Origin of the sequence: Cytobacillus solani (genome assembly GCF_001420595.1) — a bacterium.
GTDB classification, from domain to species: Bacteria; Bacillota; Bacilli; order Bacillales; family Cytobacillaceae; genus Cytobacillus; species Cytobacillus solani.
Window position 1 is genome coordinate 1,462,598 of record NZ_LJIX01000006.1, and the last position, 17,060, is coordinate 1,479,657.

Below are 17,060 nucleotides of genomic sequence, written 5' to 3' on the forward strand. Positions count from 1 at the left end.
AGTGGACAAAACTGATTTACTTATTTTTTCGAAAGGGGAGATTTGATGGAAGAACATGGCGCATCGGTTGCATCATTAGTAATAGTTATTATTGTTGCTTTTCTGACTCCCATTCTGCTGCATCGGTTGAAGATGAATTTTCTGCCTGTCGTTGTAGCAGAAATATTAATGGGCTTAATCATTGGAAAAAGCGGATTTAATCTTGTTCATCCCGATATGTGGCTTGAGACTTTATCAACGCTTGGATTTATTTTTCTCATGTTCCTCAGTGGGTTAGAAATAGATTTTACTGCATTCTCTGGGAAGAAAAAGAGAGATAAGCTGCCGAGTGGGAAATTAGAACCGAATGCTTTCTTAGCATCAACGATTATTTTTACAGGTATTTTTGCTGTTTCATTAGGATTGTCGTATCTGTTCGTCCTGATGGGCTTTATCGATAATGTATTCTTAATGACCTTAATTATATCAACAATTTCATTAGGTGTTGTCGTTCCAACGTTAAAGGAAGCACATCTTATGAAAACGACAATTGGCCAAATTATTTTATTAGTAGCGGTCATTGCTGATCTTGTAACAATGATCTTACTTGCTGTTTTTGTTTCTTTATATGATGGAGGACAGGGTAATACATGGTTGTTGCTTATTCTCTTTGCAGCTGGAGTCCTACTGTATTTTATCGGGAGACGATTCAAAAATCGTAAATTTATTGAGGCGATGTCAACTGGAACCGTGCAAATTGGAACAAGGGCTGTATTTGCACTCATAATTTTCCTTGTAGCACTTTCAGAAACAGTAGGGGCAGAGAATATTTTGGGAGCTTTCCTTGCAGGAGTACTCGTATCCTTATTAGCACCAAACCAAGAACTCGTCCATAAGCTGGATTCATTCGGTTATGGTTTCTTAATCCCAATATTCTTTGTAATGGTTGGCGTAGATTTAGATGTATGGTCCTTATTAAGCGATAAAAAAATGCTGATGTTAATTCCGCTATTACTAATTGGACTGCTAATATCGAAAATTCTTCCCGTTTATTTATTAAAACGGTGGTATGACAAAAATACTGTTATCGCTTCGGCATTCTTATTAACATCTACCTTATCATTAGTCATTGCAGCCGCAACGATTGGTGAAAGAATTGGGGTCATAACTTCTGAAATGAGCGGAACTTTAATTTTGGTAGCGGTCATTACAAGTATTTTCACACCAATTGTTTTTAAGAAGTTTTTCCCTAAGGAAAATAATATTGAAAAGAAATTGAAAGTGGCATTTATAGGAGCGAATCAGCTGACGTTGCCAGTCTATAGCGAGCTGAAATCGGGTTTATATGAACCAATCCTGTATCATAAAAAACTAGAAAAGGCAGATAAGGGTATCTCGGATTCCTTATTTGAAATTATCGAATTGGAGGATTACTCTCTTCAAACGCTCGAGCAAACAGAGGCGATTCATTCCGATATTGTTGTTATTTCCACTGGAGAAGAGGAGGCAAATGCCACTCTTGCGATTGCATTTAAGGAATATGGAGTGGGTCGGGTGATTTGCCGTCTTGAAAGTCCTGATTTGCAGGAAAGTTTGTGGGACCATGACATCGAAGTATTTTCAGTATTAATGTCGCAAAAAACCTTGCTAAGAGCTTTGATTGAATCACCAAGCGTGATGAATATATTAACGAATCAGGAAACCGCTCTTTATGAAATTAAGCTGTTAAATAACCAGTTTGAAGGGATGTCCTTAAGAGCATTCCCGTTCACTGGTGATGTTATTTTCGTACGGATATTCCGTGGACATGACTCCATTGTTCCGCATGGGGATACAGAGCTTCAAATAAATGACCGATTAATTGTTACAGGAACGAAGGAATATGTTGATGAGCTCAAACGTGAGCTGGAGTTTTGCGAGTGGTGTTAAAGTTGTTGTGAGCTAGTCTGCTAGATAAAACGGCAGACTAGTTTTTTACTGTCTTTTTTCAGCAAGATTCCTTTTCTTTTTATCGAATGTATAGTAAAATTAGCACTAGGTACTAATAACTTGTAATAATTCAGGAGGATTTAAAATGACACTTTCATTAAATGGGAAAACATTTGTTGTTATGGGTGTTGCCAATAAACGCAGTATTGCATGGGGAATTGCTAGATCGCTTCATACAGCTGGAGCACGCTTAATTTTCACATATGCAGGTGAAAGAATGGAAAAAGGCGTTCGAGAGCTAGCGGAATCACTAGGGGATGGACAATCTCTAGTCCTTCCTTGTGATGTAACAGTCGATGAAGAAATTGCAAAATGCTTTGGGGAAATTAAAGAGAAGGCTGGTATAATCCACGGAGTGGCACATTGTATTGCGTTTGCAAATAAGGAAGAGCTTCAAGGCGATTACATGAATACAACTCGAGATGGCTTTTTGCTGGCACATAATATCAGCTCGTATTCCTTAACTGCTGTTGCAAAGGAAGCTAAGAAGTTAATGACTGAAGGCGGAAGTATTGTGACATTAACGTATCTTGGCGGGGAGCGCGCAATCAAAAATTATAATGTCATGGGCGTTGCAAAAGCATCTCTTGATGCAAGTGTGAAATATTTAGCAGCAGACTTAGGAAAAGATGGAATCAGAGTTAATTCAATTTCTGCTGGACCAATCCGTACATTATCTGCTAAAGGGGTAAGTGATTTCAATTCAATTTTGAAAGAGATTGAAGAACGTTCACCACTTCGCAGAACAACCACTCCTGAAGAGGTTGGCGATACAGCTGTATTCTTATTTAGTGAGTTATCACGAGGAATTACAGGAGAAAATATTCACGTTGATTCTGGTTTCCATATCGTCTAAATAATAAAGCAAAAAAACGACCTGCTCACATAGTGAAGCAGGTTTTTTTCATTCCTCAAGCAACGTCATCAGCCATTTTGCATACATATAGGGTGAACACATATGTCTTGGAGGTGGATGATAATGACAAAAAGGAAAGAGAAGGAACCATTGTTTTACATTCAACAGCCTACCTTTCAATTTCCTACCATAAAAATGCAGGAAACTTACTCCAGTAAAAGAGCTGAATCACTAAAAGAGGCTCAAATGAACGAATCGATAGAGACGAAAGCAAAACAAGAAGTAGAAGAGGAAAAGTTATCTGGCACGAAGTTTCAAAAAGAAGCCCATGGAGAAAAATTAATTAAAGCTGACTTATTCCAAGAGGAAAAGATCCAGGATACTCTGGAAGAGTTTGAAACAGATCGCAGAAAAAAAGAGGAAAACACTGCATTATCATTTCGTACAGAACGAAAGCCTTCATTTCAAAGAGTAAAAAGCTTTAAAGAAATGAATATTATGGAGCGGCTCCAATATTTAATGGAGTTTCCAAAGCAGCTGCCGCCAGTTCCGTGTTTATTTATTGCAAATGGGAATACGGTTAAGGGGTTTCTAAACGATCAATTAAATGAGTTTATTGAAATTAAACTGCTCAATGGAGAGACTATGAAGATTTCGTTAAGTGAGTTAGAGGATATCAAAATGATCGGTTTACGAAGATGATCGATGAAAAAAGCCAGTCGTATATTTAACGACTGGCTACATTTCGATTGAAATTTAATCTTCACAAATGCCAAGAAAGACGTCATCGATACATTGAACTGCACAGAAGCAGCTTAGATCTACAGTAATACAACTATCTGTAGCCCGGAAGTAGTCAACTTTACAAACCTTTTCAAGATCAATGCAGCAATTTTTTGCTAAGTCAACTGTTCTATCGTTATCTGGTCCAGGAATTCTATTTACCGGTTCAAGAACACGAAGTACTGCGCAGCAATTATCAAAGATATCTTCTACTCGGAAGAAGATTGAAACACATGCACACTCGTTTCCTGTGAAAAATGCATGAAACGGTGATCCGTCAGCAGTTTTTAAAACAAAAACACGAGTATCTGGATGTCTATGTTTCTTTTTTCCAGGTGAGATATGCCCAAGTGGCTCTAAGAAACAGTTGGAAGGACATTCACATACATCTTCTGCATTATCTTGAATATCTTTTATTGCACGAACTACTTCGCACACACAGCTGTTGCCTTTGAAGTCGCCTTTTTTTCCACAACCCATTTTATTTCCTCCTTGTTTAATTCTTGTGATACTACACTAATAACATATTGCCGAAGTACCCAATGGGTAACGGACAAACGCCTTGTTTTATGAAAAAATAGGCGTTTTTTCGAAATAAATAAGTGCTGGAGGTATTGAATATGTATATTTCATTTATGGAATTGCTTATATTAGCATTGGCTAGCTTTCGCCTAACAAGACTGCTTGTCTATGATAAAATAACTGAATTTATTAGACGGCCATTTTTTGAAGAACTAGAAGAGACAAATAAGGATGGGGAGGTAGAAATTTATTTAGTTCCTAAAAAAGGGGGCATTCGCGGATTCTTCGGTAATTTGCTTAGCTGTTACTGGTGTACGGGTGTATGGTCCTCTATCATTTTATGTTTATTGTATTTATTCAATATGCCCCTTACATTGCCAATCCTTCTTGTTTTAGCTGTTGCTGGCTTAGCAGCATTGATTGAAACAGCTATACAGAATTGGATGGAAAATTAGCCCTGCTACCTAATAATACTTGTTTCCATAGGCATCTGTGTTACACAAGAAAAATCAATCTTCATACATTAATATAAATACTTATTTAATCTGGATTGCCGCAGCAATTAAAGTGATAAACAATTATAAGGGGAGGCGAAAGTTTTGTTAAATAAATATGTTCAACCAGACAAAATAAAGCCACAGCCGGTAAAAAAGAAGAAAAAAGGCTGTGGATGTGGAAAAAAGAAAATGAGCTAAAATCAGCCGGCAGAAGCCGGCTGATTTTTTTTGAAATTGGAAATAAGAGCCTATGGGAATTCATTCATAATTTCACATTTTTTCGTGGACAATAATCATAAATGAATTCTGAATAGGAAGGGTTAAATCATGAGAATATCTGTGTATATCGTTATTTTTATTTTGCTGGGGTTAGCTGGCTGCAGTCAAAATGAATCAAAAGAGAGTGAACTGGCTCTAATCAAAAAGACGGATCCTAATCCCGTTTTAATTGATGAAAATACAGAAGGCAACTTAGATTTAGTTACAAACATTAAAGAAGAAATCGCATCGTATAAGGAAATATATGATGTGGCGGTTGTGAAAGGAAAAAAAGACACTCTTGTTGTGTATAAGGTAAAGCATCTTCAACGTTTTCATATGAAGAAGATTGAAAAGAAAATAAAGGGGAGGCTTGATAAGAAATTTCCGGACGAAAAATTTACTGTTTCAAGTGATTATAAGATTTTTTTAGAGGCTGTTAAGCTAAATGAAAAAATGCAAAATCCGGATTACTCTGAGAAAAAGGCAAATAAGAGGTTAAAGGAAATTATTGAATTGAAAAATGAAATGGCATAGAAAGGAGAACTGGCAATGGCGGATAAAAAAAAGAAAAATTTGACTCCTGCTCAGCAAAAATATCAAGGGCTTCAACAAAAACATGAATTGAAACGCCCCGTTTTAAAAAACTGTATAAAAGCATTTTGGGTGGGCGGCTTAATTTGTACAATTGGCCAAGCAGTCACATACTTCTACATTTATTTCTTTAACTTTACTGAACAAACAGCAGGGAATCCTACAGTGGCCACAATGGTGTTTTTCTCTATGCTTCTGACAGGGTTTGGAATCTATGACCATCTTGGGCAGTATGCAGGAGCAGGAAGTGCTGTACCGGTTACGGGCTTTGGAAATGCCGTCATTTCAGCTGCAATTGAGCATCGCACAGAAGGGTTTGTCCTAGGAGTTGGGGGAAATATGTTTAAACTGGCTGGTGCCGTTATTCTATTTGGTGTATTTTCAGCATTTGTCGTGGCGCTGATCAAAACAATATTAATCCAATGGGGGGTTTTGTAATGCTGAAAGGGAAACAAACCTGGATCTTTAATAATCGCCCTGTGATCACAGCAACTGGAGTTTCAGGCGGTCCATTTGAAGCGAATGGGAAGCTTGCCAGTGATTTTGATGTTCTCCATGACGATTTATGGATGGGACAGGATACGTATGAAAAAGCCCATCGTGTTTTAATTGAGGAAGCTAGTCAAGTTGCGCTTCAACGGGCAAAGTTACAGGAGGAAGATGTCCATTTCTTTATCGCAGGAGATTTAATCAATCAGATTACTCCATCAAGTATGAGTGCACGTACAAATCAAATTCCATATTTCGGAATATTTGGTGCCTGTTCCACTTCAATGGAAGGGCTTGCTCTCGGTTCTTTTATGATTAATTATCAAGGTGCCAAGCATATTTTGACTGGAGCTTCAAGCCATAATGCGGCTGTTGAAAAGCAATTCAGATATCCGACTGAATATGGCGGACAAAAGCCGCCAACTGCACAATGGACAATAACAGGAGCAGGTATGGCAATATTATCAGCAAACGGAGGGGTAAAAAGTTTGCCTGTTACAACTTCAGCAACAATCGGGAAAGTCGTTGATATGGGTTTGACTGATCCGTTTAATATGGGTGGCGCTATGGCTCCAGCGGCGGCTGATACGATAACTGCTCATTTTAAAGATTTACAGATCGATCCTTCTTATTATGATCTCATTGTTACTGGGGATTTGGGAGAAATCGGGCAGAATACTACCTATGAATTATTAACAACCGCCGGTTTGAAAATAGAACGGGGAAAATTTCAGGATTGCGGATTATTGATTTATAAAGAGGACCAGCCTGTCAATGCTGGAGGAAGTGGTGCAGGATGTTCCGCAACCGTTCTCTATGGCCATTTATTGAATCAAATGAGGCAAGGGGTGTATAAAAAAATTCTTGTTGTGGCCACAGGTGCGCTTCTATCCCCATTAACTTTTCAGCAAAACGAAACCATCCCTTGCATCGCACATGCGGTCTCAATTGAGATGGAATAATAAGGAGGGAGATATATGCTTGCAATGTTCTTTTGGGCATTTGTTGTTGGCGGGGTTTTCTGTGTTATTGGTCAATTATTATTTGATGTCGCAAAACTAACACCAGGGCATACTTTAAGTTTACTTGTTGTTATCGGTGCAATCTTAGATGGTGTTGGATTATATGAGCCATTAATTGATTTTGCAGGTGCTGGAGCAACGATTCCAATTACAAGCTTTGGTAACTCCCTTGTACATGGAGCGATGGCTGAAGCAGAAAAGCATGGGCTAGTTGGCGTCCTATCCGGAATGTTTGAAGTAACAAGCTCAGGTATATCAGCAGCGATTGTTTTTGGATTTATTGGTGCACTCATCTTTAAACCAAAGGGCTAAAGAAATATCTTATTTAGGGGCTTGCCTATACACCTTTTAGTTATTTTACATATGTTGTAAAGACTTGAAAAAGTGAGGTGATAGGTATGGGCTTTGGCTTTGGAGGATGCGGCGGCTACGGCGGTTATGGATATGGCGGTGGCGGCTACGCAGGATCTACATTTGTGCTTATTGTCGTATTGTTTATTCTTCTAATTATAGTTGGTGCGAGTTTCTATAATTAGCAGAACTCAAAAGGGCTGGCAGCTGGCTGTAATAATAGTAAGTTGCCTCTCACATTTTTCACGCTCCTTCATACTATATAAAGTAGCTTACTAAAAGGGGCGTGATCTTTACATGGATAATAACTTCTTTAAAAACTTGGAAAAGAAAACAGGCGTGAATATGAATGATGTGTTTGAATTAGCTAATTCACTGCAAAGTGCTAATTTCAAAGATGAAAAAACGGTTAGAGGTGTTATTAGAAGGGTTTCACAAATTGCCAATAAACCAGTTTCTAAGGAAACAGAAGATAAAATTGTAAAATCAATTGTTACTGAAGGAAAACAGCTTGATTTCGGTACAATTTCAAAAATGATTAATAAGAAGTAAGTAAAAAATGGACCTGGCAAAATACCAGGTCTATTTTTTTATTGATTTTGGTTTGCTTTTTCTCTTATTAATGGTGATAGAAATCTGGATGGATAAGCTTTCCTCCCACGGTTTTTTTCAGGAACAGAAATGTAGAGATGATTCATTGCTCGTGTAATTGCAACATACATCAGGCGGCGTTCTTCCTCAATCGGGGCAAAATCTCCATTTCTATATGCCTCTAGGGCATGGTCGTGTGGCAGGCTGCCATCAACAGCACCGATTATATAAACGACCTTATATTCTAGCCCTTTTGCACGGTGAACTGTACTTAAAGTGATTGCGTTTTGATTTTTCTTACTTTGTTGCTTAATCTCCTTATTCATGGCCCTCATATGTTCCGTATGTTCTAAAAAGTCTAGGATAGATGTAAAGCTTTTAGCCGCTACTTTCAAGTCTTTAAGATCATCAGAGCCCTTTTCAATTTTATTCCCTTCATTGCCGCGTTTTTTGATGAAGTCTTGAAAGCCTAGTTCTTTTTCAATTTTTTCAATCGCCATAATGGGAGAAAGGTGGGCAATGGAGCGAATAACGGGAACTACTTTTTTAAATTTTCTTTCTTGAAAAGCAAAGCCAGTCTTTACATGTTTTAAGCATTCAAGAAGGGTGCAGTCATTTAAAATGCTTTCTGCCATCATATCCTTAATAACGGTTTGCTTCATAAAAAGGGCAGGAAGGATATTTTGCATGGCTCCCTTCTCATCTTCATTTAAAGACAATTTCAAAAAGGAAAGCATACTTCTCACTATAAACCGATCATAGAAGGATTCAGCATCCTGATCAATTCTAAAAGGAAGACTTGAGTTGGCAAGGCGTTCAAAAACAGCACGGCTGCCTGTATTCGTTCGAAACAGGATGGCAAAGTCTTTTGGTTCAAAGCCTTCCTCAATTTTCTCCTGTATATCAGTTACAATGGATGTTGCTTCTTCTTCTTCATCAAAAGGAAAAAACAAGCAAGGGAACTTCTCTCCAGTATATTGAGCTTTCATTTTTTTTGCTCGTCTTTTCTTATTTTGTAAAATCACTTGATTTGCTGTCGAAACGATTTCGTGAGTGGATCGATAATTTTGTTTTAAAGCAATAACCTCTGCACCAGGAAAATCTTTTTCAAAATCTAGCAGGTATTTGGGGTCACTGCCGCGAAATGCATAAATAGATTGATCATCATCCCCTACAGCACAAACATTTTTCGACTTGGCCGATAGCATTTTTATCAGTTCATACTGAACTTTGTTAATATCCTGAAACTCATCAATTAAGAAATACTGAAAACGATTTTGATAGTTTTCGAGAATAGCAGGATTATGCAGAAAAAGGTCATAGCACCCTGTCAGCATATCATCGAAATCGAATAAACCTTCTTTTTCCTTTGCTTGTTCATACTTCTTATACAGGTTAACAACACTTTCCTCCCATGATGATGTGGGCCTAACCTGTTCAGGGGAAATAAGCGTATTCTTCCAAAAACCTATTTGTTGAAGAGCAAGATCGTAAGCGAACTCTTTTTCATCTAAATGTAATTCTCTTCCAGCATGCTTAATCATTTGTTCACGCTGCCAGCCTTTGCTTAATAATTTATCAGAGGACCACTTCTCTGGGGCATGAAAGGATAATATCCGATAAAAAAGGCTATGGAAGGTTCCGGAAACAATTTGCCGGATTTGCAGTCTTTCCATATTGGGGTAACGGGAAAGTCTTTCCTTCATCTCAGCAGCGGCCTTTGCGGTAAAAGTAACAAGCATAATTGATTTTGGGTCAATTTCTTTTTCTTGAATCATGAATGCTGTTCGAGTTGTCAAAACCCTTGTTTTTCCACTGCCAGCCCCAGCAAGCACAAGAAGCGGACCCTCTGTACGACACACTGCATCTGCTTGCTCACTATCAAGAATAACTCCGGATTGTGCTAATGTACGTAAATAATGGAAGGAACAATTGTATTTGCTCATAGTTTCAGGGATGAAGGGAGGAATGTTTTTCACCATCTGAGCTTGTTTAATTTTACTATCTGACTCTTGAACGGCTGTAATGGTGCGCGAAACAGGGAGTCTAAATCCATTCCGCTCCTCATACTCAACTTTTTCTTGTGGAATAGAAGGAGAATCATCTGGATCTTTACACGTATGATTAAGCTCAGGAATATGATAGAAATGAGGTTCCTGATTAATTCCTATATAAAATCGCACTTTTTCTTTGCAAACCGGGCATTGCAAGTGTCCCTTTTTTCCATTGTCATACAGGGACTGAAACATTTCCCTGCTAACTCTATTAATATTTATGATTTTATTATGTAACATGGCTGTTTTCATTTTAGTTCCTCTTTTTCAACACAATTAAGACAAACCTTATCATAACAAAATTAAAGAAATTACGAAAGGGAACATAAAATCAAATGTTTGATCGTATGTCTATATAACAGGAGGGGAGTTTAATGGGGTATATCGCACCTATTACAAATTATCAATATAGCCAGTATGTAGAGAGAGTAATTAGCAAAGGGTATGATCCTTATCGTTTTGTGCCAATCAATAGAATAAAACCCACAACGAATCCTCGAGAATATGATCATCCGACACTAAACGGGCAGATTCTTCCTATAAAAAGGACAAAAATGGTTCAAGAACAAATTCATTCTAAAAGTGTGCACAAAAAAGAACAAATAGAAAAGCTGCAAAGCCAACTAACTGGAAAGGGTATTTATTATAATGAGTCTGTATAAACAACTTTTAATCTCTTTCTTTACATGAAAAAACTTCTGCCCATTGGACAGAAGTTTTTTAAATCTTTTTTATCATTGTGCGATGTGGAATCCCCGCATCCAAAAATTCCTCTGAAACAATTTCATAACCAAGTTTGTTATAAAAGGGAATCGCATGAGTTTGGGCATTTAGCTTTAATTTTTTATAACCTTCCCTTTTTCCGTATTCCTCTATTTTATCCATGATGGCTTTTCCTGAGCCTGATTTACGATGATCTTCCAAAACGCAAATTCTTTCAACTTTTCCAAAGCCATCTACTGGACGAAATCTGCCAGCACCAATTGGAAGGTTCTGATCATAAAGAAGAAAGTGAACCGCCTCATCTTCATATTGATCAATTTCTTCTTCTAACGGTACTTGCTGTTCTTCAACAAAGACTTTTTTACGAATAGAAAAAGCTTCTTGCAATTGATTATCATTTGATACAATTTTTACTTCCACAATTTTTTATTCCTTTCCAAGCCGAAATGTTTCATAAACTGTCCAAGAGCCATTTTCAAGCTGATACAACAGGTGGAAACGATCGACTGTTTCTTCATAATTAAATTGGTTCATTCGTAACGATCCATATACATCTGAATGCTCGTCATTGGATAATTCCTGCCCAATGGTAATATGAGGGACAAAGGCATATTCAGGCATATCCCCAGAAATGTTATCATTGATTACTTTTTGCAGTTCTTCAAGCACTTCTGAAGCCTCAAATTTAAAGTAAATGACATTATTCACTGGTTTGAATGAACTAAATTTTGTGGACTTTATTTGAAAAGGTTCAAAACGATTAGAAATCTCATCTAAAATGACGGTTAACTGCTCAATTTGATCTTCGGAAGCGTGAAAACTTGGTTTGAGAGTTAAATGAGGAGGAATTAACGAATAATTTGGGTCATATCGTTTTCGATATGAGTTAGCTTCATCTTGCAATTTTTTTGAAGGGAAAATAACGATACCTAGCTTCATAACATAACCTCCATAAATAGATTTTATAAACTTCATTTGAATGGGCAACAGCAATCAATATGAAAAAAATGTATATGCCCATTATAACAAATTTTCCAAATATAAAGTATAGGAATGCTTAATTTTCAAATATAGGTAGAAGGAATATCTAAAAAAGTTTAGAGAAAAGCGAAGCACGCCTAAAAGCGAGGCTTCGCTCAATCCTTAATAAATATCATCCTAAGCTTGCTTAGCGATTATATTAAGAAAACATTTTCTTTAATGCACGTTTTAAATCAGGTTGCCAATGTGTCCATGTATGGTCACCGTCAAATTCATCGTAGAAGTAAGGGAACCCCTTTTCACTAAACAGCTTAGATAACTCTCTATTTGGTGTAAGGAAATCCTTTTCTTCTTTTTTAGTCGTTTGAACAGCGGTTTCTTGCTTCCCAATGACATGATAAATACTTGTTAAATGTGGCTGAGTTACTTCTTTAACAGCATTCATGACTTTCTCATCAACCATCGGTGATTGAAGTATTACTTTTCCAAACGTATGCGGGTACTCTAAAGCAGCCATTATTGATACAGTTGCTGCAAGTGAATCACCAATCAATGCACGGCCCATTCCCATTTGATACGTAGGGAACTCCTGATCTAAATATGGTACTAGCTCATGCGCTAAGAAACGTATAAATGCTTTGTTCTGTTCGCCGTTTGGATGATATTTCTTCCAGCGATCTTCCACATTTTTATATGGGATGCCAACAATAATAATGTTCTCAATTTCTCTATTCTTTAATAATTCATCAGCAGTTCTCCCAATTCTTCCTAGTTGAAAATAATCCTTGCCATCAGGAGCAATTAAAATTGAATACTTATATAAAGGAGTAAACGTGGCCGGCAAGTAGATAAGCAGTTCAACATCTTCCCCCAACTCTTTACTCGTAAATGTTACATCTCTAATTGATCCTCTAGAATTTTCCATCGATGATTCCTCCATTTGATGATATGTAAAGCTTTGCATGATATTTTAACATAATATAAGTGGAAATGCTTTTTTTTGATTCGTGAAAAGAAAAATATCTGTCGTATTATAAAAAACACTTCTGTTATTATATGTATTTTTATAGAAAAAACCATTTTATTATCTATATTTTATTAGAGATTACTTGCTATAAGAGGGAGGTGAATATTTGCAATTATCAAAAAAACATTTACTAATTCTGAAACAAATAGTAAAATAATGTTTATATCTGTCAGAATATTATTAATTAGCGGAAAATAATAGTTTATTAAGATAATTCATTGATAGATGACATACATAAATAACTGATGATGAGTTATGGGGGAGTTATATGATTCAATTTGCAGCGGTTAACAAGTATTATGGGGACTTTCATGTACTTAAAGATATTAATCTAAAAATAGAGAAGGGTGAGGTCGTTGTTGTTATTGGCCCTTCAGGTTCAGGGAAGAGTACTATGCTCCGCTGTATAAATCGGTTGGAGTCAATCACTGACGGGAAATTAACAATTAATAATACTGAAGTAAATGATAAGAAAACAGATATTAATCAGTTAAGAAGAAATATTGGAATGGTATTTCAGCATTTTAACTTATATCCACATAAAACGGTTCTTGAAAATATTACAATTGCCCCAATTATGGTTCTAAAGCAAACCAAAGAAGAAGCTGAGAAAACTGCTATGTACTTTCTAGAAAAGGTGGGGATACCTGATAAGGCAAATAGTTATCCCTCCCAATTATCTGGGGGACAGCAGCAAAGGGTTGCAATTGCAAGAGGATTAGCAATGAAACCGGATATTATGCTCTTTGATGAGCCTACTTCTGCATTAGATCCTGAAATGATAGGCGAAGTGCTTGATGTAATGAAAGCCTTAGCAAAGGAAGGAATGACAATGGTAGTGGTTACTCATGAGATGGGATTTGCGAAAGAAGTAGCAGATCGCATTATTTTTATGGACCATGGCCAAATTCTTGAACAGGCAAAACCGGCTGAGTTCTATGCGAATCCAAAAGAAGAAAGGGCTCGTTTGTTTCTTAGCCGTATATTAAATCATTAAAAAAAAGAGGGGGATTAATAGTATGTTTATGAGTAAGAGTAAAAAAATAGCTGGAATGGTTTTATTAAGTGCAACACTGTTGCTTTCTGCTTGTGGAGGAGATGGAAGTAAGGAAACAAGCGGAACCGGAGGCAAAAATGCATTAGAACAAATTAAAGAGAAGGATAAGATTGTATTTGGTGTAAAACATGATACTAGATTGTTTGGATTAAAGAATCCGAGTACAGGTGAAGTTGAAGGATTTGATATTGATATTTCTAAAGAAATAGCAAAAGAAATTCTTGGGGATGAATCGAAAGTTGAGTTTAAAGAAGTTACATCTAAAACACGTATTCCTTTATTGAATAATGGAGATATTGATGCGATTGTTGCGACAATGACAATATCAGAAGAACGTAAAAAAGAAGTTGATTTCTCTGATGTTTATTTCGATGCAGGTCAATCATTGCTTGTTAAAAAAGGAAGTGCGATTAAAGGAATTGAGGATTTGAAAAAGGGTACTAAAGTTCTTGCTGTTAAAGGGTCGACTTCTGCAGTAAATATTCGCGAAAAAGCCCCTGATACAACTGTGTTAGAATTTGAAAACTATACCGAAGCGTTTACTGCATTGAAATCTGGGCAGGGGGATGCGCTAACAACAGATGATTCGATTCTTTATGGTATGGCTGATCAAGACTCTAACTATGAGCTAGTCGGTGGAACCTTTACTGAAGAACCTTATGGAATTGCCGTTAAAAAAGGAAATGCAGAGTTAGTTGATGCAATCAATGATGCTTTAAAGAAATTGAAGGAAAATGGAAAATATGATGAAATTCACAGTAAGTGGATTAAAACGAACTAAACCTGCAAAAGATTCGGGATGGGCGTCCAATTGCTCATCCCGACCACTTCTTAAGAAAGGGGGGAGATTCGGATGATTGATTTATCTATACTTATAAATAATTTGGATACATATTTAGAAGGTTTTAAAAATACGGTGTTATCGAGCATCATTGCACTTATAGGCAGTTTTATTCTTGGTGTAATTATTGCAATATTCAGGATTTCTCCTCTTAAGCCTCTAAATTGGATTGGTACTGCATATGTGGAGTTTATAAGAAACATTCCACTTCTTATCATTACCTTCTTCTTTTTTATCGGGCTTCCAGCTCTTGGATTAACCTTATCGGGTTTTGTTGCAGGTACAATAGCTCTTGCTATTTACACAGCATCATTTATTGCGGAAGCGATTCGAGCAGGCATTCAATCTGTACCAAAGGGGCAAATGGAGGCAGCTAGATCATCAGGTCTCACCTATTTACAAACAATGACAAAAATTATTCTGCCTCAGGCAATAAAAATCGTCATCCCTCCAATTGGCAACCAGTTTATTAATCTAGTGAAAAATTCTTCTATTTTAGGAATTGTTGCTGGTTTGGATTTAATGTATTTCGGTGATATTGTTTCTTCAACTACATTTGTTACATTTGATGTATATATTTTTGTAGCCTTGTTTTATCTTGTCTTAACCATTCCATTAAGTCTTGGCGTAGGGTATCTAGAAAAACGTCTAGCTAGAAATCATTAAGGAGGGGAATTATGGATTTTGCAGGAGCTTTATCAGGCGATCATTTAAAATTCCTTTTTAATGGTTTTATGGTGACACTTTATATCGCCTTTATTTCGATTGTATTGAGTTTTATCATTGGTATTATCATTGGAACATTAAGGTATGCAAAGATTCCCGTTATATCAAAGGTTTTAGCATTGATAGTGGAAACCATAAGGAATTTACCTCTATTATTAATTATATTCTTTACTTATTTTGCTCTTCCGGAAATAGGAATTAAAATGAGTATTACAGCTGCTGCTATCACAGCACTAACTGTATTTGAATCTGCAATGCTGTCTGAGATTGTTAGAAGTGGATTGAACTCAATTGATAAAGGACAAATCGAAGCAGCCCGATCATCTGGTTTAACCTATATTCAAACATTATCTAAAATAGTTATGCCTCAGGCCCTTCGAAGAATGGTTCCGCCAATTGTTAGTCAGTTTATATCATTACTGAAAGATACCTCTTTGGCTGTCATTATTGCATTGCCAGAATTAATGCATAATGCACAAATTATTTATGCTCAGAACATAAATTATGTTATACCAATTTTTATTTTAGTATCAGTTATGTATTTCATTGTTAATTATGGCTTATCTTTAATTGCTCGGAGGCTGGAAAGCAGGCAAGCATAATAAATATAGTAATAAAGAAACCGTCTTTCAATCTTTAAAAGAAAATCGGTTTCTTTATTTTTTAATGGTATTAGTCAAAATTTCATCGATATTAATCTAGAAGTAAGGAAAAATATATTGACTTTGTAATCTATTTTATTATAATTGATAGTATAGTTTCTTGCATATTACGATCTGATAGTTCAGCGGGAGAACACTACCTTGACAGGGTAGGGGTCGGGGGTTCAAATCCCTCTCAGATCATTGGGTGCCAAACCCGTGAAACCCTTCGGAACAAAGGGTTTCTGTCAAAAAGATTGCTTCTTCGGAAGCGATCTTTTTTTATCTTTAAGTTCCAATTGCTAACTATTCCTAATCAGTAAAACGAGCTTCCTCCATGTAAAGTATCTCAAGTTGATAGAGAGGGGTAACCATTATAAAGTGTTGATTTTCCCCATTCTGACTTATACAGGAGTACTTGAAATGCAAAGGAATTTTACAATCGAATCTGTTTTATTAATCCAATTGTGGGGGGTTGTTGAATCTAGGAAAATACAGTCAAAGGGATTCAAATCATGTTCCTCTTTGTCAATAATAATTGTAAGTTTTCCTTCAAGAACATAAAGAAATTCTTGCCCCGAATGTGAATAAGAATCCTCTCTATTAGCTCCTGGATTAAGCAAGACTAATATAGGATTAAATAGTGGATTTTTAATTTTGCCCGCCAAATCCATATAAAAAAATGGGTTATGAAGAGTGTTAGTTTTTATTACGTTTCTCATAACGGTTGTTGCATCTTTACTATCAGATTTTGAAAAGAAGTAACTTGGGTTAACTCCAAGTGCTTCAGATATTTTTTTCAATGATTCAAGCGTTATGGATGATTTTGAACGTTCCACTTGAGATAAAAAGCTGATTGAAAGATTAGTATGATCTGCTATTTGTTTTAATGTTAACTTGCGCTCTTTTCGTAAACTCTTTATTCTTTCTCCAATTAAATCGTTCACTTTTCCAAACCCCCTTTACTGACATTAATCCTTCTATTCTGGGAAGTTTATTTACAAAGAAACTCAATTTACTTTTACTATAAAATAGCAAAAAAAATACAATAATGCTCCAAATTATTAGGTATGGTAATC

Annotated in this window: 21 protein-coding genes and 1 tRNA gene; 16 read left to right on the forward strand and 6 right to left on the reverse strand. The window is 36.4% G+C overall.

Annotated features, from left to right (window positions below):
* Positions 1 to 45: 45 nt before the first annotated feature.
* From AN957_RS09000 to AN957_RS09010, 3 genes are all read left to right on the forward strand, one after another.
* Positions 46 to 1,908 (forward strand): monovalent cation:proton antiporter family protein, encoded by a 1,863-nt coding sequence (locus tag AN957_RS09000; RefSeq protein ID WP_056683570.1) that lies wholly within the window; start codon positions 46 to 48, stop codon positions 1,906 to 1,908.
* A 145-nt stretch (positions 1,909 to 2,053) separates the two neighbouring features.
* Positions 2,054 to 2,824 (forward strand): enoyl-ACP reductase FabI, encoded by a 771-nt coding sequence (gene fabI / locus AN957_RS09005; RefSeq protein WP_053475275.1) that lies wholly within the window; start codon positions 2,054 to 2,056, stop codon positions 2,822 to 2,824.
* 123 nt (positions 2,825 to 2,947) lie between these two features.
* Complete coding sequence (locus AN957_RS09010) at positions 2,948 to 3,526, forward strand: CotO family spore coat protein (RefSeq protein ID WP_053475276.1); 579 nt, start codon at positions 2,948 to 2,950, stop codon at positions 3,524 to 3,526.
* A gap of 54 nt (positions 3,527 to 3,580) precedes the next feature.
* Here the strand turns inward: AN957_RS09010 and AN957_RS09015 are convergent, their stop codons facing one another.
* The gene (locus AN957_RS09015) at positions 3,581 to 4,087 is read right to left on the reverse strand and encodes a CotY/CotZ family spore coat protein (RefSeq protein ID WP_053475277.1); all 507 of its coding nucleotides are present in this window, start codon (positions 4,085 to 4,087) and stop codon (positions 3,581 to 3,583) included.
* Between the two features lie 140 nt (positions 4,088 to 4,227).
* Between AN957_RS09015 and AN957_RS09020 the strand changes: the two genes are divergently transcribed.
* From AN957_RS09020 to spoVIF, 7 genes are all read left to right on the forward strand, one after another.
* Positions 4,228 to 4,584 carry a DUF1360 domain-containing protein gene (locus AN957_RS09020; protein ID WP_053475278.1) on the forward strand — a complete coding sequence of 119 codons (357 nt, stop codon included), beginning with the start codon at positions 4,228 to 4,230 and terminating at the stop codon, positions 4,582 to 4,584.
* Between the two features lie 369 nt (positions 4,585 to 4,953).
* Positions 4,954 to 5,421, forward strand: a complete 468-nt coding sequence (locus AN957_RS09025) for a YhcN/YlaJ family sporulation lipoprotein (protein WP_053475279.1) — start codon at positions 4,954 to 4,956, stop codon at positions 5,419 to 5,421.
* Positions 5,422 to 5,436: 15 nt separating this feature from the next.
* Positions 5,437 to 5,916: a stage V sporulation protein AC gene (gene spoVAC / locus AN957_RS09030; RefSeq protein ID WP_053475280.1), complete on the forward strand. Its 480-nt coding sequence runs from the start codon at positions 5,437 to 5,439 to the stop codon at positions 5,914 to 5,916.
* The gene (gene spoVAD, locus AN957_RS09035) at positions 5,916 to 6,929 is read left to right on the forward strand and encodes a stage V sporulation protein AD (RefSeq protein WP_053475281.1); all 1,014 of its coding nucleotides are present in this window, start codon (positions 5,916 to 5,918) and stop codon (positions 6,927 to 6,929) included. Before spoVAC ends, spoVAD begins: the two co-directional genes overlap by 1 nt.
* 15 nt (positions 6,930 to 6,944) lie before the next feature.
* Complete coding sequence (gene spoVAE, locus AN957_RS09040) at positions 6,945 to 7,301, forward strand: stage V sporulation protein AE (protein WP_053475282.1); 357 nt, start codon at positions 6,945 to 6,947, stop codon at positions 7,299 to 7,301.
* An 86-nt stretch (positions 7,302 to 7,387) separates the two neighbouring features.
* Entirely contained in the window at positions 7,388 to 7,525 is a 138-nt protein-coding gene (locus tag AN957_RS26765; protein ID WP_075209115.1) for a YjcZ family sporulation protein, read from the forward strand.
* 112 nt (positions 7,526 to 7,637) lie between these two features.
* Entirely contained in the window at positions 7,638 to 7,892 is a 255-nt protein-coding gene (gene spoVIF / locus AN957_RS09045) for a sporulation-specific transcription regulator SpoVIF (protein ID WP_053475283.1), read from the forward strand.
* Between the two features lie 38 nt (positions 7,893 to 7,930).
* Here spoVIF and AN957_RS09050 read toward each other — a convergent pair whose 3' ends face one another.
* Positions 7,931 to 10,237 carry a UvrD-helicase domain-containing protein gene (locus tag AN957_RS09050; protein ID WP_056683573.1) on the reverse strand — a complete coding sequence of 769 codons (2,307 nt, stop codon included), beginning with the start codon at positions 10,235 to 10,237 and terminating at the stop codon, positions 7,931 to 7,933.
* Positions 10,238 to 10,359: 122 nt separating this feature from the next.
* Between AN957_RS09050 and AN957_RS09055 the strand changes: the two genes are divergently transcribed.
* The gene (locus AN957_RS09055) at positions 10,360 to 10,647 is read left to right on the forward strand and encodes a hypothetical protein (RefSeq protein ID WP_053475285.1); all 288 of its coding nucleotides are present in this window, start codon (positions 10,360 to 10,362) and stop codon (positions 10,645 to 10,647) included.
* A 58-nt stretch (positions 10,648 to 10,705) separates the two neighbouring features.
* Here AN957_RS09055 and AN957_RS09060 read toward each other — a convergent pair whose 3' ends face one another.
* The 3 genes from AN957_RS09060 to AN957_RS09070 all read right to left on the reverse strand — a co-directional run bounded on the left by AN957_RS09060 (position 10,706) and on the right by AN957_RS09070 (position 12,614).
* Positions 10,706 to 11,128 carry a GNAT family N-acetyltransferase gene (locus AN957_RS09060; protein WP_053475286.1) on the reverse strand — a complete coding sequence of 141 codons (423 nt, stop codon included), beginning with the start codon at positions 11,126 to 11,128 and terminating at the stop codon, positions 10,706 to 10,708.
* Positions 11,129 to 11,134: 6 nt separating this feature from the next.
* A complete protein-coding gene (locus AN957_RS09065) occupies positions 11,135 to 11,647 on the reverse strand; it encodes a YjcG family protein (RefSeq protein WP_053475287.1) in 513 nt (170 codons plus the stop codon).
* Positions 11,648 to 11,888: 241 nt separating this feature from the next.
* Positions 11,889 to 12,614 (reverse strand): alpha/beta hydrolase, encoded by a 726-nt coding sequence (locus tag AN957_RS09070; RefSeq protein WP_056683576.1) that lies wholly within the window; start codon positions 12,612 to 12,614, stop codon positions 11,889 to 11,891.
* 370 nt (positions 12,615 to 12,984) lie between these two features.
* Between AN957_RS09070 and AN957_RS09075 the strand changes: the two genes are divergently transcribed.
* The 5 genes from AN957_RS09075 to AN957_RS09095 all read left to right on the forward strand — a co-directional run bounded on the left by AN957_RS09075 (position 12,985) and on the right by AN957_RS09095 (position 16,185).
* Entirely contained in the window at positions 12,985 to 13,713 is a 729-nt protein-coding gene (locus AN957_RS09075; protein ID WP_056683579.1) for an amino acid ABC transporter ATP-binding protein, read from the forward strand.
* A 28-nt stretch (positions 13,714 to 13,741) separates the two neighbouring features.
* Positions 13,742 to 14,554, forward strand: coding sequence for a transporter substrate-binding domain-containing protein (locus tag AN957_RS09080; protein ID WP_056687118.1), 813 nt, complete (start codon positions 13,742 to 13,744; stop codon positions 14,552 to 14,554).
* A 72-nt stretch (positions 14,555 to 14,626) separates the two neighbouring features.
* Complete coding sequence (locus tag AN957_RS09085) at positions 14,627 to 15,280, forward strand: amino acid ABC transporter permease (RefSeq protein WP_056683581.1); 654 nt, start codon at positions 14,627 to 14,629, stop codon at positions 15,278 to 15,280.
* 11 nt (positions 15,281 to 15,291) lie between these two features.
* A complete protein-coding gene (locus AN957_RS09090) occupies positions 15,292 to 15,942 on the forward strand; it encodes an amino acid ABC transporter permease (protein ID WP_056683584.1) in 651 nt (216 codons plus the stop codon).
* A 171-nt stretch (positions 15,943 to 16,113) separates the two neighbouring features.
* A tRNA-Val gene (locus AN957_RS09095) sits at positions 16,114 to 16,185 on the forward strand.
* Positions 16,186 to 16,385: 200 nt separating this feature from the next.
* Here AN957_RS09095 and AN957_RS09100 read toward each other — a convergent pair.
* Complete coding sequence (locus tag AN957_RS09100) at positions 16,386 to 16,928, reverse strand: helix-turn-helix domain-containing protein (RefSeq protein WP_053475292.1); 543 nt, start codon at positions 16,926 to 16,928, stop codon at positions 16,386 to 16,388.
* Positions 16,929 to 17,060 lie beyond the last annotated feature (132 nt).